Source organism: Alsobacter sp. P4_H11, assembly GCF_056400925.1.
The window spans coordinates 173,930-187,511 of record NZ_JBFUKI010000006.1; the positions used below are offsets into that span (position 1 = coordinate 173,930).

Below are 13,582 nucleotides of genomic sequence, written 5' to 3' on the forward strand. Positions count from 1 at the left end.
GTCGCGCCCGACAGGATGAACGGTTTCTTACAAATCCGGACAATTTGCCGGATAGCCGAAACACCAGGCCAACCAAGCCTTGGTTTCGACACGGGCTAGTCGCGGCATTCCATCAAATTTGAGGCATTTTTCTCAGCCGCTGCTGGGAGGAGCGGCGGCAGGGTCATCCCATCGAGACAGGGATGGTCATGTTCCTCAAGTCGCTCCTCCGTTTGCCCACCGCAGCGCTGCTGATCGGCCTCGGCATGGCGCCCGCCTCGGCGGCCCCGTCCGACCGTCTGGCGAGCCTGCCTTTGGCCGAACCGGCGACCGCCTCCGGCGCGGCGCGCCCGATCATCGCCTGGCAGGAATTCTGCAACCGCAACATCGCGGAATGCCGGGTCGACCTGAGCCAGCCCGAGCGCATCGCGCTGACACCGCAGACCTGGAAGCTGCTCGTCGACGTGAACGCCAAGGTCAACCGCTCGCTCCGGCCGCTCACCGATCTCGAGCATTGGGGCGTGGTCGACCACTGGGACTTCGGCGAAGACGGCTTCGGCGACTGCGAGGACTACCAGCTCCTGAAGCGCCGTCGCCTCGCCGAGGCCGGCCTGCCGCGCCGCGCCATGCTGATGACCGTGGTGCTGGACGAAAACAACGAGGGCCATGCCGTCCTGATGGTCCGCACGGACCGCGGCGACATCGTGCTCGACAACAAGCGCGACGAGGTCCTCACCTGGCAGCAGACCGGCTACGTCTACGTCAAGCGCGAGAGCCAGACCGAAACCGCCTGGGTCAGCCTCAACCACGCCTCCGGGGTGACCGCCACCGCGTCCAAGCGCTGAGCCGCCGGCTCATTCGGCCGCGTTGAGCCGGCTCACCGGGGTGATCCGCAGCGCCGTGATGCGATTGCGCGACTTGCGCAGCACCTGGAAACGGTAGCCGTAGAAGGTGAAAACCTGCCCGGCGTCCGGGATGATCTGCGCCTCGTGGATCACGAGCCCGGCGATCGTGGTGGCCTCCTCGTCCGGCAATCCCCAGTCCATGGCGCGGTTCAGGTCGCGCACCGGCACCGAGCCGTCGACGCTGACCGAGCCGTCCGCATGGGGCCGCACGCCCTGAACGCTGAGATCGTGCTCGTCCTTGATGTCGCCGACGATCTCCTCGAGGATGTCCTCCAGCGTCACCAGCCCCATCACCTCGCCATACTCGTCCACCACCAGCGCGAAATGCGTCTTGCGGGTGAGAAAGGCCTTGAGCTGGTCGGCCAGCGAGGTCGTGTCGGGCACGAACCACGGGTCGAGCGCGATCGCCTTCACGTCGAGCCGCTTGGCGTCGCCCTGCACGGCGTCCAGCGCCCGCAGGAGGTCCTTGGCGTGCAGCACGCCGACGATGTTCTCGGGGGTGCCCGACCACAGCGGCAGGCGTGTATAGGGCGAGGCCAGCACTTCGCGGACGATCTCCTCCGAGCCGAGATCGGCCGAGATCGTCCGCATCTTGGTGCGGTGGATCATCACGTCCGAGACGCCGAGCTCCTCAAGGTCGAGGAGGCCGCCGAACATGCGCCGCGCCTCCTTCTCGACCCCGCCCTCGCGGTGCAGCAGGTCCACGGTGCCGCGGATCTCCTCGCTGGCCGACAGCACGCTCTTGTGCTCGCTGATGTCGACCTTGAACATCCGCAGCACGAAGCGCACGAAGGCCTCGATCGCCATCGTGAGGGGCCCGAACAGCGCCACCACCCACGACACCGGGCGCGCCAGCAGCAGCGCGGTCTGGTCGGGCTTGTTGATCGCCACGGTCTTCGGCATCACCTCGGCGAACACCACCACGAGGATCGACATCGCCACGGTGGCGTAGATCACGCCCTCCGAGCCGAAGAATTGCACCAGCACGCTGGTGGTGAACGCCGACGCCCCGATATTGACGACGTTGTTGCCGATCAGCATGGCCCCGATCAGCCGCTCGCGGGCGATCAGCAGCCGGTTGACGATGCTGGCGCGCTTGTCGCCCTGGTCTTGAAGCGCGTGCATGCGGGCCCGCGAGGCGGCCGTCAGCGCCGTTTCGGCGCCCGAGAAGAAGGCCGAGAGCGCCAGGCAGAAGATCACGATCGCAAGCGCCAGCCAGGGGTTCGCTTGGAATTCGATTTTTTCCATGGTCCTTAGATTCAGGTGCGAGCCAACTCGGCGTCAAGGAAAGCCCGCACGGGGTCCGCATCCACCCCGCGGGCGATAAAGCTTTGGCCGATGCCGCGCGCCAGAATAAACGTCAGCGCGCCGCGCTGGACCTTCTTGTCCTGGAACATGGCGTCCAGGATCGCGGCGGCGTCGCCGTCCCATCCCGGAATGTCGCGGATGCGCGTCGGCAGCCCGACGGTGCGCAGGTGGCCTTCCACCCGGCCGGCGTCCTGCCCGGAGCACAGCCCCAGCGTGGCCGAGAACCGGAACGCGCAGGCGAGCCCCACCGCGACCGCCTCGCCATGAACCAGCCGCGCGCCGTCGTAGCGCGTCAGCCGCTCGAACGCGTGCGCGAAGGTGTGGCCGAGATTCAGGAGCGCGCGGTCGCCCTCCTCCTTCTCGTCGCGCACCACCATGGCGGCCTTGGCGGCGCAGCTCGTCCGGATGGCGTGCACCCGGTCGGCGCCGCCCGCGAACACGCCGCGATGATGCTCCTCGAGCCAGCCGAAGAACGCGGCGTCGTCGATGAGGCCATATTTCGCCACCTCGGCGTAGCCGGCCCGGAACTCGCGCTCCGGCAACGTATCGAGCGCCCCGACGTCGGCCAGCACCAGGATCGGCTGGTGGAACGCCCCCAGGAGGTTCTTGCCATGGGCCGAGTTGATGCCGGTCTTGCCGCCCACGGAGGAATCCACCTGCGCGAGCAGGCTGGTGGGGATCTGCACGAAGCGCATGCCGCGTCGCACCACCGCGGCCGCGAAGCCCGCGAGGTCGCCAATCACGCCGCCGCCCAGCGCCACCACGATGTCGCCGCGCTCCATGCGGGCGCCGATCACGGCGTCGCAGACCTCCTGCAGGCCCGCATAGCTCTTGGACGCCTCGCCGGGGGCGCAAACCACGCTGGCGTAGCGGATGCCGGCCGCCGCAAGGCTCTGCTCCAGGGCGCCGAGATGCGCCTTTGCGACATTCGCGTCCGTCACCACCGCGCAGGCGGACCCGGGCGCTACGCCGCCGATCAACGCGCCGGCGCGCCCGATCAGGCCGCGCCCGATATGGATGTCATAGGCGCGCTCGCCCAGCGGCACATGGACGACGACGTCCTCGACCTCGCTCATTCGGCCGCTCCGTTCAGGGCGAAGTCCTGCGCCAGGGAAAAGCGCTGCGCCAGCGCCTCAATGATCTCCCCCACCACCACGTCATGCGGCACGTCGCGCGACAACACCGTGATGTCCGAATGGGCGTAGACCGGATAGCGCTCTTCGATGAGGCGGCGCAGCGTCCCCTCCGGATCGGGGTTTTTCAGGAGCGGGCGGTTCGACCGCTTGCGGACCCGCCGCATCAGCACGTCGGCGTCGGCCTTCAGCCACACCGACAGGCCCATGCGGGCGACGCGTTCCCGGGTTTCGGCGCTCATATAGGCGCCGCCGCCGGTCGCCAGCACCTTGGGGCCTTCGGCCAGCAGCCGCGCGATCACGCGGCGTTCGCCGTCCCGGAAATCCGTTTCGCCGCGGCTGGCGAAGATCTCCGGGATCGTCATGCCGGCCGCCTTCTCGATCTCGATGTCGGCGTCCGCGAACGGCATCTGGAGCTTCATGGCCAGGCGCCGGCCGACGGAGCTCTTGCCGGCCCCCATCATGCCGACGAGCACGAGCGAACGTTCGCCGAGCGCCGCACGAAGCCGCTCGATCCCCCCGGTATCGCTTCTCGTCTCCGCGACGGCGCTCACTTTCACCCTCCGCAAGCCCGCCAGCCCGCGGCGGCCCTCGTGGCGCTCCCGACCGGCCGGACAGGAACGCCGACGCCTCCTCTAGCACGGACCGCACCGGGTTTTCACGCCCTCTTGCGTTCAACCTACGGGCGTGTTCGAAAGGTGGACCCCTCCTTGATGAGCGCACCGTGCCGGTCATCCTCCGTTTCCTGTTGATCTGCGCCATTCTGGCTGGCTTGGGCTATGCCGGCCTCTGGGCGCTCGCGACCTTCTACGAGCCCGAGCAGCGCGAAATCACGGTGACGATCCCGGCGTCGAAACTGCCGCGATGAGACGGCCCCGCGCCACGCCGGTTCCGGCCAGGCCGACTGCTACGGCCAGCCCGGACCGTCCGCCGCAGTCCGGCTCCGCCGCCAGCGTGGCGGCGTTTCTGGCCATGTTGTCGGCCGAGCGCGGCGCAGCCGCCAACACGCTGGACGCCTACCGGCGCGATCTCGACGACTATGCGGGCTTCCTCGCGACCGAGGGACGCGACGTGCTCGACGTCGGCACGGAAACGATTCGCGCCTTTCTGGCCGACCTCTCGGCCCGTGGGTTGAAGACCTCGTCGGCCGCCCGCCGGCTCTCGGCCGTGAAGCAGCTGCACAAGTTCCTGTATGGCGAGAGCTATCGCACGGACGACCCCACCGTGGCGCTGAGCGGCCCCAAGCGCGGGCGGCCCCTGCCCAAGGTCATGCAGATCGGCGAGGTCGACCGGCTGCTCGACACCGCCGCCGAGGGGCTGGACGATTCCGGCCGCCCGCTGGGCGAGCGCCTGCGGGCCGCCCGGCTCTCGGCGCTGCTGGAGGCGCTCTACGGCACCGGCCTGCGCGTGAGCGAACTCGTCGCCCTGCCGGCCAGCGCCGCCCGGGTGCGCGACCAGATGATCGTGGTGCGCGGCAAGGGCGGCAAGGAACGCCTCGTGCCGATGAACAACCGCGCCAAGGCGGCGATCGCCCGCTACATGGCGCTGCGCGAGGAGGCCGCCGCGCAGGACCGGGCGCTGGGCGCCCCGAGCCCCTGGCTGTTCCCGGCCGACAGCGCCTCCGGCCACCTCACCCGGCAGGCCTTCGCGCGCGACCTCAAGGCTTGCGCGGCCGCGGCCGGCCTCTCGGCCGACAAGGTCAGCCCCCACGTCCTGCGGCACGCCTTCGCGAGCCACCTTCTGCACAACGGCGCCGACCTGCGCGTCGTGCAGCAACTGCTCGGCCACGCCGACATCTCCACCACGCAGATCTACACGCACGTCGTGGACGAGCGGCTGAAGAGCCTGGTGCGGGATCTTCATCCTCTGGGGGATGAGTAGCCGTCCCGCGCGGCGCTCGGGCTTTACCGCCCGCGCGACAGCACCAGCACGGCCTGTTCGCCGAACAGGTTCCACACCCACCACGGCATGGTGAGCCGCACCTGGCGGCCGCCGGCGTCCAGCGCGACGCCCTTCTCGATATGCGCGCCGACCTCGTCGCACAGGTCGATGAAGTCGCGGATCGTGCAGAAATGGATGTTGGGCGTCTCGTGCCACGACACCGGCAGGTTCTCGGTGACGGGCATCCGCCCCCCGAAGGCGAGCCGCGTGCGGATTTTCCAGTGGCCGAAATTCGGAAACGACACGATCGCGCGCCGGCCGATGCGCAGCATGTGGTCCAGCACCACCTTGGGCCGTCGCGTCGCCTGGATGGTCTGCGACAGGATCACGTAGTCGAAGCTGTCATCCGGGTAGTCGGCGAGGTCGGCGTCGGCGTCGCCCTGGATCACCGACAGCCCATGCGCGACGCATTGGTTGACGCCCGCCTGGCTGAGCTCGATGCCGCGCGCGTCGACGTTGCGGCCGTCCTGCAGCATGCGCATCAGCGCGCCGTCGCCGCAGCCGACGTCGAGCACGCGCGAGCCCGGCTCCACCATGCCGGCCACCAGCATGAGGTCGATGCGGGTCGCGGCCGCGCTGGTCGAGAACTGTGCGTCAGCCACGCGCCGCCTCCGCGAGGCCGCGCGCCCGGGCGGCCGAATCGATGAAGCCCTTGGTGGTGGCGAAGAGCTCCGGAACCTCGAGCAAAAAGGCGTCGTGGCCCTTGTCGGTCTCGATCTCCACGAAGGAGACGGACGCCCCGGACGCGTTCAGCGCATGCACCACCGCTCGGCTGTCGCTGGTCGGGAACAGCCAGTCCGACGTGAACGACACCACGCAGAACCGCGTCCGCGCGCCCCGGAAAGCCTGCGCGAGCTTACCGTCGTAGTCGGCCGCGAGGTCGAAATAATCCATCGCGCGGGTGAGGTAGAGATAGCTGTTGGCGTCGAAGCGCTCCACGAAGGAGCGGCCCTGGTAGCGCAGGTAGCTCTCGATCTCGAAATCGGCGTCGAACGAGAAGGTCGGCGCCGCGCGGTCCTGCAGCTTGCGGCCGAACTTGCGATGCAGCGCGGGCTCCGACAGGTAGGTGATGTGCGCCGCCATGCGGGCCACCGCGAGGCCCTTCTCGGGCCGCACGCCCTCGGCGAGATAGCGCCCGCCGCGCCAGTCCGGATCCGCCATGATGGCCTGCCGGCCGACCTCGTGGAACGCGATGTTCTGGGCCGAGTGCTTGGCCGCCGTGGCGATCGGCATGGCGCAGAACACCCGCTGCGGGTAGCTCGCCGCCCATTGCAGCACCTGCATGCCGCCCATGGACCCGCCCGCCACGCAAAACAGCGTGTCGATGCCCAGGTGATCCACCAGCATCGCCTGCGCGCGAACCATGTCGCGCACCGTCACGACCGGGAAGTCCAGCGCATAGGGCGCGCCGCCGTCCGCCAGCAGCGAGGCCGGCCCCGTGGTGCCGAGGCAGCTCGCCAGCACGTTGGAGCAGATCACGAAGAAGCGGTCCGTATCGATCGGTTTGCCGGGGCCGATCATGGTCTCCCACCAGCCATTCTTGCCCGTCACCGGATTGACGTTGGCGACGTGCTGGTCGCCCGTCAGGGCGTGGCAGATCAGCACCGCATTGCTTTTGTCGGCGTTCAACGTCCCGTAGGTCTGGTACGCAATGGTGAGCGGCGCCAGCGCCACCCCGCAGTCGAGGTGCAGCGGCTGGTCCGCGCCGAAGCGCGCCACGAGGCTGGTGGGGTCGTTAGCCTCGTTGCGGGGTGTGGGAGGGATCGCTTGGGTGCCGAGGGTCCGCGCCATGATTCCGCCAGTCAGGCCGTAACGTTCGGAGTACAGAACGTCCTTGGGTATCGGCGCGGCCCGCCTACTGCAACAAAAATCATGCGGGGCAGCCGCTTACGCCCCGGCGGCGGCTTCCCAGACCTCACCCGGCCGCAGCGGCCGAAACCGCTCGGGCGCGACGCCATGCTCGGCCAGCGCCCGCGCGAGCGCCTCGGGCGGCCGCTCGACGCCCTCGTCGGTGAGCTTGAACGTGCCCCAGTGGTGGCCGAGCGCCTGCCGGGCGCCGGTGGCCAGCAAGGCCCGCACGGCGTCGTCCGGGTTCATGTGCTGGTCGCGCATGAACCAGCGCGGCTCGAAGGCCCCGATCGGCAGGATCGCGAGCCGCGGCTCCCCGTGCCTGGCCCGGATGGCGCCGAACTGCGCCCCGTCGCCAAAGCCGGTGTCGCCGACGTGGTAGATGACGCCCGCCGGCGTCTCCAGCACGAAGGCGGCCCAGAGCGCCCGCTGTCGGTCCAGCACGCCGCGCGCCGACCAGTGCTGCGCCGGCTCCACATGCACCTGCACGGCGTCCGACAGGCGCACCCGGTCGCCCCAGTCATGCGCGAACATCGGCGCCGCGATGCCGGCTTCCCGCAGGATCGTGTCGTTGCCGAGCGGCGTCACGATCCGCAGCGGATGCGCGGCGACGAGCCGCCGCAGGGTGTCGACATCGAGGTGGTCGTAATGATTGTGCGTCAGCAGCACGGCGTCGATCGGCGGCAGGTCCTCGAAGGCGACGCCGGGCGGGTTCACGCGCTTGGGGCCGGCGAACGACACCGGAGAGCAGCGCTCCGACCACACCGGGTCGGTCAGCATGTTGAGCCCGGCGGTCTGGATCAGGAAGCTGGCGTGGCCCACCAGCGTCACCCGCAGGCCCGCGCCCTCCACCCGCTGCGGCGGCCTGTCGCGGAACGGGCTCGGGAATTCCTCGGGCCACTCCTCCTTGCCGTCCGCCAGGCGCCAGCGGACGAGGTCCTTGAAGCCTTTTCCGTTCAGCCCGCTGGGGTTGAAGAACTTCACGCCGTCGAAATGATCCGAGACGGGGCCTGAGTAATAGGGGTTCTGCCCGGACCGGAGCCCGACGAAACCGCCGAGCGCGGCGCCGATCGCCGGCAGGGAAAAAAGCTTGAGCATGCGTCGCCTGTTCATGCGCCAAAGATGGTCGACGCCGCCGCGGCGGCAAGGGCGCGGGTGAGAACGCCACTGTGCCCGGCGACACGCGCTTGACAACCCCCGGTCAATTTGTTCCTCTTTCGTTCACATCAGGAACACCGCCCATGGTCCCCGCGTGCGCGACGCCGAGCCTTCCCGTTTCCGCCCTGGCGCCCCTCACGGGCGAGCGCGGCGCCTTGCATGAGCCTCTGCGCGCCGGCGCCGGAACCGCGCTGGTGCGCCGTTTCCACGCCTGGCGCGGCCGTTCCGGCCGCCGCTACGTTGTCTCGGCCTATGAGCCCGGCGCGGCGCCGGACTATGCCGGCATGGTGGCGCTGGCCGTGCGGCGCCTGCCGGACGGGCGGCTCACCATGCTGGGCGCCGTCGCGTGCGAGGCCTGGGATGCGCCGCTCGCCTCCGTGCCGGCCTTCGCGCGGGCGGACGAAATCCACCTGCATTTGCTTGCCGAGGATCAGGAAGGCCGAGCCGCAGTGGTGCGGGATCTCTGCGACTAAACCGCGCTCGTGCCCGGGACCAGCCGCTCGGACAGCCACGCCAGCGTCCTGTCGCGGATGCCCATTTCCAGCAGGTGGCTGTGGGTGTTGCGGACGTAGTCCGGGTTGGCCCCCGAGATCCCGACGCCGCCCTCCACGATGCGCAGGAGGTCAGGCTCCGGCAGGCGCGGCGCATATTGCACGTGCGAGCGGTTCACCGTGTAGGCGATGCCCGGAACGGTGCGGCCGTCCACCAGCCGCAGCTGGTGCGCGGTTTCGCGATACACCATCGTGACCTGCTCGCGTTCGCGCAGATAGGCCAGCACCTCCGCGGCCCGCGCGGGCCCGACCCGAAAGGCGACGCCCCGGCAGGAGCCGCCGCGGTCGAGCCCGAGAACGAGGCCGGGCCGCTCGGCGGTGCCGCGGTGGTGAACCGAATACACGCACAGGGCGCGGTGATAGCCATGCAGGGTCGCGACGATCCGCTCGTCGTGCTCGAAGCCGGGCCGCCACATCAGCGAGCCATAGCCAAAGACCCACAAATCGCCTGTATTCGCGTGCATTGCGTCGCTTGCTCTCGGGGGCGTGTGTTGGCGCTTGTCGCGCCAGCAGGTAGAGCATTTTGCGGCCCTGCGAAATCCGGGCGCGAACGAATCGCGTAAGTCGCCACGAAACGGAGTCGTCATGGAGCAGCAGGTCAGGCGCTGGTCGCGGACCAAACGAGAGCCGGTCCGCCGCCCACGCCCGTCGCGGCTGCGCATCTTCGCGCCCTCGCTGCTGCTTCTGCTCTGCGGCGGTGCGGTCGGGGCGTTCTGGACCTTCGCGTCCTGGCGCACCGCCCAGGAAATCGACGCCTGGCTCGGCCGCGAAGCGTCGCTCGGGCGCGAATGGAGCTGCCCGGACCGCAAGATCGGCGGGTTCCCGTTTCGCATTGAGGTGTCCTGCGCCAAGCCGACCTTCAGCGGCGTCGCGGAGGGCCGCGCCGTGCGCGGCCAGCTCGCGGGCGCGGTCGCGGTCGCGCAGGTTTACGCGCCGAGCCACGTGATCGTGGAGGCCGAGGGCCCCTTGGAGGTGCGAGACGAAACCGGCGCCAACCTCTCGGCCGCCTGGGAGCTGCTGCGCGCCAGCCTCGCCGGCAAGCCCGGCGCGGCGCTGGAGCGGGTTTCCGTCGAGGGCAAGGGCCTCACGGTGGTGGCCGCCAACGCGGCCGGAACCCTCGAGACCGGCGCGCGAAGCCTGGAGCTGCACCTGCGCCGCACGCCCGAGCGCCCGGCCGCGGACGGCGCCTTCGACGTCGCCGCCACCCTGAACGGCGCGCGCATCGCGCCGCTGGACGCCATGTTGGGCGGCTCCGACGCCACCGACGCCACCGTGGTGGCGACGATCACCAAGGCCGAGCCCCTCGGCGGCCACGGCCTCAAGTCCGAGCTCGATCGCTGGCGCGAGGCGGGCGGACGCGTCCAGCTCACGAGCCTCACCGTCCTGAAGGGAACCAAGCGCGTGGACGCGGCCGGCAGCCTCGGGCTGGACGAGCTGCACCGGGCGCAAGGCCGCATCGAGGTGACGCTCACCGGCCTGGACGAACTGCTGCAATCCATGGGGGTGGGCAGCCGCACCGCCGCGATCGGCGGGCTGATCGCCAGCGTGCTCGGCGGCAAGAAGGCCGACGTGGAGCCTCCGCCCGGCGCAACCGGGGCGCTGAAGGGCGTCACGCTGCCGCTGCGGCTGGACGCCGGCAAGGCTTTCCTCGGTCCCATCCCGGTGGCGCGGCTCACGCCGGTCTACTGAGGCCTCTCCGGCCACCAAACACGGGGCGACCCTGCCGCATGCGTGAGAGCCCCGCCGCCTATCCGCCGACCTCCGCAAGGGTGGCGTGGATATTCTTCGACTGGGCGACGCAGCCCTTCTTCACCCTTGTCACCACGTTCATCTTCGCGCCGTTCTTCGCCGCCCGCATCGCCGCGACACCGGCGGACGGGCAGGCGCTGTGGGGCTACGCGACGGGCGCGGCCGGCCTCCTGATCGCGCTCGGCTCTCCGACGCTGGGCGCGGTGGCGGACGCCACAGGCCGTCGCAAGCCCTGGATCGCGGGCTTCGGCGCGCTGCTGGCGCTCGGCTGCGCCATCCTGTGGTTCGCCGCGCCGGGCGAACGCTGGGCCGTCCCGGTGGCGCTCGTCGGCTTCGCGATCGCGACCGTGGGGGCCGAATTCGCCACCGTGTTCAACAACGCCATGATGCCGACGCTCGCCCCGCCGGAGCGGCTCGGCCGCCTCTCCGGCACCGGCTGGGCGGTCGGCTACCTGGGCGGCCTGCTGGCGCTCGCCTTCACGCTCGCGTTTCTGTCGGCCGCGCCCGAGACGGGCCAGACGCTGGCAGGCCTGCGGCCGCTGTTCGGGCTCGATCCCGCAACCGGCGGCGGCGACCGCGCCGTGGGGCCGCTGTCGGCGCTCTGGTTCGTGGTGTTCGTGGCGCCGATGTTCTGGCTGTGCCCGGACGGCCGGTCGTCCCGGCTCTCGCTGCAGAAGGCCGCCCGGCTCGGCCTCGCGACGCTGGGCGCCAGCATCCGGGCGCTGTCGCCCCGCCAGCCGCTGGCGCGCTTCCTCCTCGCCAACATGCTTTATGCGGACGGCCTCGCGACCCTGTTCGCGCTGGGCGGCATCTACGCCGCCGGGGCGTTCGGCTGGGGCACGACGCAGATCGGCCTGTTCGGCATTGTGCTGATCGTCACCGGCGCGATCGGGGCCTTCGTGGGCGGCCGCCTCGACGAGATCATCGGCCCTCGCCGCGTGATCGCGATCGGGGTGTCGCTGCTGCTCTTGGCCGTGATCGGCATCCTGGGCACGACGCGCGACACGGTGCTGTTTCTCTGGCCATCCGCGCCGCCCGGCGCCGCCCTGTTCGCCTCCGGGGCGGAGCAGTGCTACCTGGCGCTCGGCTCCCTGATCGGCCTTGTGGCCGGCCCCGTGCAGGCGGCCTCCCGCACCATGCTGGCGCGCCTGTCCCCGCCCGGGCAGGCCGGGCAGTCGTTCGGCCTCTTCGCGCTTTCCGGCAAGGTGACGTCGTTTCTCGGCCCGACGCTGGCCGCGATCGTGACCGACATCTTCGACAGCCAGCGCGCCGGGCTGGCCACGCTGGTGCTGTTTTTCGGGGCGGGCCTCGCGGTGCTGCTCAGTGCGCCCGCGCCGGTCAGTGGCGGAAGTGCCGATAGCCGGTGAACACCATCGCGAGGCCGGCTTCGTCGGCGGCCTTGATGACGTCGTCGTCCCGCATCGAGCCGCCCGGCTGGATCACGGCGGTCGCGCCGGCTTCGGCCGCGGCCAGCAAGCCGTCCGCAAACGGGAAGAAGGCGTCCGACGCCACCACGGAGCCCTTGGCCAGCGTCTCCGGCAGGCCCGCCGCCTTGGCGGCCTCGGCGGCCTTCCAGGCCGCGATGCGGGACGAGTCGACCCGGCTCATCTGCCCGGCCCCGACGCCCACCGTGGCGCCGTCCTTCACGTACACGATGGCGTTGGACTTCACGTGCTTGGCGACCCGGAAGGCGAACAGCATGTCGCGCATCTCGGCGTCGGTGGGCTGGCGCTTGGTCACGACTTTCAGGGTCATGTCGTCCACCACGGCGTTGTCGCGCGCCTGCAGCAGGAAGCCGCCCGCGACCGTGCGCATCGAGAGGCCCTCGGCGCGCGGGTTGGGCAGGCCGCCCGTCACCAGCAGCCGCAGGTTCTTTTTGGCCGCCACCAGCGCGATCGCGTCCTCGTCCGCCTCCGGGGCAATGATCACCTCGGTGAAGATTTCCACGATCGCCCTGGCGGCCTCGGCGTCCAACCGGCGGTTCAGCGCCACGATGCCCCCGAAGGCCGATACGGGATCGCAGGCCAGCGCCTTGCGGTAGGCCTCCACGAGCGTAGCGCCCTCCGCCACGCCGCACGGGTTGGCGTGCTTGATGATCGCCACCGCGGCGGATCGCGCCGGGTCGAACTCGGCCACGCACTCGAAGGCCGCGTCCGTGTCGTTGATGTTGTTGAAGGACAGCGTCTTGCCCTGCAGCTGGCGCGCCGTGGCGACGCCTGGCCGGTTCTCGGGCGTCCGGTAGAAGGCCGCCCACTGGTGCGGGTTCTCGCCATACCGCATGGTCTCGGCGAGGCGCCCGCCCACGGCCCGGTAGGTCGGCGAGGTTTCGCCGAGCTCGCGCGTGAACCAGTTCGAGATCGCGGCGTCATACGCCGCCGTGCGCGCGTAGGCCTTGGCGGCGAGGCGCTTGCGGGTCGCGAGCGTGGTCGCGCCGCCATTGGCCCCCATCTCGCCCAGCACCAGCGCGTAATCCTCCGCGTCCACCACCACGGCGACGTCGCCATGGTTCTTGGCCGCCGCGCGGATCATCGCCGGGCCGCCGATATCGATGTTCTCGACGCAGTCCTCATAGCCCTTGCCGGCCGCGACCGTGGCCTCGAACGGGTAGAGGTTCACCACGAGCAGGTCGATCGGCGCGATTGCGTGGGCCAGCATCGCGGCCTCATGCTCGGGGTTCTCGCGGATGGCCAGCAGCCCGCCATGCACCTTGGGGTGCAGCGTCTTCACCCGGCCGTCCATCATCTCCGGGAAGCCGGTGAGGTCCGACACGTCCAGAACGGGCAGCCCCGCATCCGCGATAGCCTTGCTGGTGCCGCCGGTGGACACCAGCTCGACTCCGGCGTCGTGCAGCGCCCGCGCCAGGTCGACGAGGCCGGTCTTGTCCGACACCGAAAGAAGCGCGCGGGTCACGCGCCTGAGATCGCTCGCCATGATGCACCTTGTCGCAGAGGGCCGCCGTCCACGGCTCGGGCGGACGACGTTGGCGGGCGCGATAGCACGATCGGTTCCG

Annotated in this window: 14 protein-coding genes; 6 read left to right on the forward strand and 8 right to left on the reverse strand. The window is 70.4% G+C overall.

Annotated features, from left to right (window positions below):
- The first annotated feature begins 182 nt into the window (after positions 1-182).
- Positions 183-824, forward strand: coding sequence for a transglutaminase-like cysteine peptidase (locus AC1DSZ_RS12390; RefSeq protein ID WP_476838672.1), 642 nt, complete (start codon positions 183-185; stop codon positions 822-824).
- A gap of 9 nt (positions 825-833) precedes the next feature.
- Here the strand turns inward: AC1DSZ_RS12390 and AC1DSZ_RS12395 are convergent, their stop codons facing one another.
- The 3 genes from AC1DSZ_RS12395 to AC1DSZ_RS12405 are packed head-to-tail and all read right to left on the reverse strand — an operon-like array spanning position 834 to position 3,879.
- Entirely contained in the window at positions 834-2,132 is a 1,299-nt protein-coding gene (locus AC1DSZ_RS12395; protein WP_476838673.1) for an HlyC/CorC family transporter, read from the reverse strand.
- A gap of 11 nt (positions 2,133-2,143) precedes the next feature.
- Positions 2,144-3,268, reverse strand: a complete 1,125-nt coding sequence (gene aroB / locus AC1DSZ_RS12400; RefSeq protein ID WP_476838674.1) for a 3-dehydroquinate synthase — start codon at positions 3,266-3,268, stop codon at positions 2,144-2,146.
- Complete coding sequence (locus AC1DSZ_RS12405) at positions 3,265-3,879, reverse strand: shikimate kinase (protein ID WP_476838675.1); 615 nt, start codon at positions 3,877-3,879, stop codon at positions 3,265-3,267. Before AC1DSZ_RS12405 ends, aroB begins: the two co-directional genes overlap by 4 nt.
- A 170-nt stretch (positions 3,880-4,049) precedes the next feature.
- Between AC1DSZ_RS12405 and AC1DSZ_RS12410 the strand changes: the two genes are divergently transcribed.
- Complete coding sequence (locus AC1DSZ_RS12410) at positions 4,050-4,193, forward strand: histidine kinase (RefSeq protein WP_188520063.1); 144 nt, start codon at positions 4,050-4,052, stop codon at positions 4,191-4,193.
- Positions 4,190-5,206, forward strand: a complete 1,017-nt coding sequence (locus AC1DSZ_RS12415; protein WP_476838676.1) for a site-specific tyrosine recombinase XerD — start codon at positions 4,190-4,192, stop codon at positions 5,204-5,206. The genes AC1DSZ_RS12410 and AC1DSZ_RS12415 overlap by 4 nt, the downstream gene beginning before the upstream one ends.
- Positions 5,207-5,229: 23 nt before the next feature.
- Here AC1DSZ_RS12415 and metW read toward each other — a convergent pair whose 3' ends face one another.
- From metW to AC1DSZ_RS12430, 3 genes are all read right to left on the reverse strand, one after another.
- A complete protein-coding gene (metW, locus tag AC1DSZ_RS12420) occupies positions 5,230-5,817 on the reverse strand; it encodes a methionine biosynthesis protein MetW (protein ID WP_476838870.1) in 588 nt (195 codons plus the stop codon).
- Positions 5,818-5,860: 43 nt separating this feature from the next.
- Entirely contained in the window at positions 5,861-7,057 is a 1,197-nt protein-coding gene (gene metX / locus AC1DSZ_RS12425) for a homoserine O-acetyltransferase MetX (RefSeq protein WP_476838677.1), read from the reverse strand.
- 96 nt (positions 7,058-7,153) lie between these two features.
- On the reverse strand, positions 7,154-8,227 hold the full coding sequence (locus AC1DSZ_RS12430; protein WP_476838678.1) for an MBL fold metallo-hydrolase: 1,074 nt from the start codon (positions 8,225-8,227) through the stop codon (positions 7,154-7,156).
- A 128-nt stretch (positions 8,228-8,355) separates the two neighbouring features.
- Here AC1DSZ_RS12430 and AC1DSZ_RS12435 point away from each other — a divergent pair, with 128 nt between their 5' ends.
- Positions 8,356-8,745 carry a hypothetical protein gene (locus AC1DSZ_RS12435; RefSeq protein ID WP_476838679.1) on the forward strand — a complete coding sequence of 130 codons (390 nt, stop codon included), beginning with the start codon at positions 8,356-8,358 and terminating at the stop codon, positions 8,743-8,745.
- Here AC1DSZ_RS12435 and AC1DSZ_RS12440 read toward each other — a convergent pair.
- The gene (locus tag AC1DSZ_RS12440; RefSeq protein ID WP_476838680.1) at positions 8,742-9,287 is read right to left on the reverse strand and encodes a gamma-glutamylcyclotransferase; all 546 of its coding nucleotides are present in this window, start codon (positions 9,285-9,287) and stop codon (positions 8,742-8,744) included. The two genes, AC1DSZ_RS12435 and AC1DSZ_RS12440, sit on opposite strands and share 4 nt — an antisense overlap.
- A 121-nt stretch (positions 9,288-9,408) precedes the next feature.
- Here AC1DSZ_RS12440 and AC1DSZ_RS12445 point away from each other — a divergent pair, with 121 nt between their 5' ends.
- Together AC1DSZ_RS12445 and AC1DSZ_RS12450 are read left to right on the forward strand one after the other, a co-directional pair.
- Positions 9,409-10,512 (forward strand): DUF2125 domain-containing protein, encoded by a 1,104-nt coding sequence (locus AC1DSZ_RS12445; protein WP_476838681.1) that lies wholly within the window; start codon positions 9,409-9,411, stop codon positions 10,510-10,512.
- A gap of 38 nt (positions 10,513-10,550) precedes the next feature.
- Positions 10,551-11,939 carry an MFS transporter gene (locus tag AC1DSZ_RS12450; RefSeq protein ID WP_476838682.1) on the forward strand — a complete coding sequence of 463 codons (1,389 nt, stop codon included), beginning with the start codon at positions 10,551-10,553 and terminating at the stop codon, positions 11,937-11,939.
- Here AC1DSZ_RS12450 and purH read toward each other — a convergent pair.
- Positions 11,911-13,503: a bifunctional phosphoribosylaminoimidazolecarboxamide formyltransferase/IMP cyclohydrolase gene (gene purH, locus AC1DSZ_RS12455; protein WP_476838683.1), complete on the reverse strand. Its 1,593-nt coding sequence runs from the start codon at positions 13,501-13,503 to the stop codon at positions 11,911-11,913. The genes AC1DSZ_RS12450 and purH overlap by 29 nt on opposite strands.
- Positions 13,504-13,582 lie beyond the last annotated feature (79 nt).